This is a genomic window from Azospirillum sp. B506 (assembly GCF_000333595.1).
Lineage (GTDB): Bacteria > Pseudomonadota > Alphaproteobacteria > Azospirillales > Azospirillaceae > Azospirillum.
Genome location: NZ_BADK01001116.1, coordinates 1 through 1,259 on the forward strand (window position 1 = coordinate 1; position 1,259 = coordinate 1,259).

Below are 1,259 nucleotides of genomic sequence, written 5' to 3' on the forward strand. Positions count from 1 at the left end.
ATGGTGATCGGCCTGACCTGCCGCACGGTCATGCCGGACAAGAAGCCGTTCGACCTGTATCAGGACTTCTCGGTCAAGAACCGCGCCCTGCTGTCCAGCTCGGAAGCCTCGCTGATCAGCTACTACAAGCGCTCGGGCGCCGGCGGCAACGCCACCCGTCAGTTCGACATGTTCCGCACGGAACTGGCGAACGAGATCAGCCGCCGCGCCGCCACCATCGGCATCCCGCAATACTGCGCCAACTTCGTCGACCGTTCGGTCGCCGCGAAGGATCTGACGGCCGACGACCTGCGCACCCTGACGAGCGACGAGAAGGGCGCCGGCCTGATGCATCTGGCCAGCCGTCCGCTCTGCGACGTGAAGGTGGTCAGCAATCCGGACCCGGTCTTCGCCGTGGCCTCGGCCGCGCCCGCTCCGGCAGCACCCAAGGCTTCGTCCGCCAAGGCAAAGCCCGCCAAGGCCGCCGCGCCGGCCAAGCCGAAGCAGAAGGTCGCCGCCGCCCCGGTCAAGCAGTCCGTCGCCGTCCGCTGACGCTGCCACGGCCTGTGTCGTCTGGCGAAACGCCCTGCCCGCATCCGCTGGCAGGGCGTTTCGCGTTTCCGGCTTTCAAAGAGGTTTCGCTGCGACTGACGACGCATGCGGACAACACAAATCTGTCTTGCAAAAATCCGTCAGGCTGGTACTACCGAAATATCAGGAGGGGCGCTTGCCGGACGGCCCGGCCGGATCGCAGGAACCGCCTCCGAACAGGAAAAATCATGGTCCGTCAGACCAATAGACGGAACTCCGGATGATACGGCATTCCGTTTGGTGACTGGACGGGCTGCACCAGACAGGGGGCTGCTGTTGCGAGACCGGTGTGCCGAGTGTGCCCGTGCCGCCGCACCCTGCCTTTGCGCCGCGCCGAAGGTGGGATGAGGATATGGACTATTTTCTTCAGCAATTGATCAACGGGCTGTCGCTTGGGGCGATCTACGGCCTGATCGCGATCGGCTACACGATGGTGTACGGCATCATCGGGATGATCAACTTCGCCCATGGCGAGATCTACATGATCGGTGCATTTGTTGCACTGATCACCTTCCTGGCCATCGGCGCGCTGGGCATCACCTGGGTGCCGCTGGCGCTGCTGATCATGCTGGTGGCGTCGATGCTGTTCACCAGCGTCTATGGCTGGACGGTCGAGCGCATCGCCTACCGGCCGCTGCGCTCCTCGCCGCGGCTGGCGCCGCTGATCTCCGCCATCGGCATGTCGATCT

Annotated in this window: 2 pseudogenes; both read left to right on the forward strand. The window is 64.3% G+C overall.

From position 1 onward, the window contains the following. Positions 1–531: pseudogene (locus I71_RS34045) on the forward strand (hypothetical protein); the annotation flags it as partial. A 391-nt stretch (positions 532–922) separates the two neighbouring features. Next, positions 923–1,259: pseudogene (locus I71_RS34050) on the forward strand (branched-chain amino acid ABC transporter permease LivH); the annotation flags it as partial.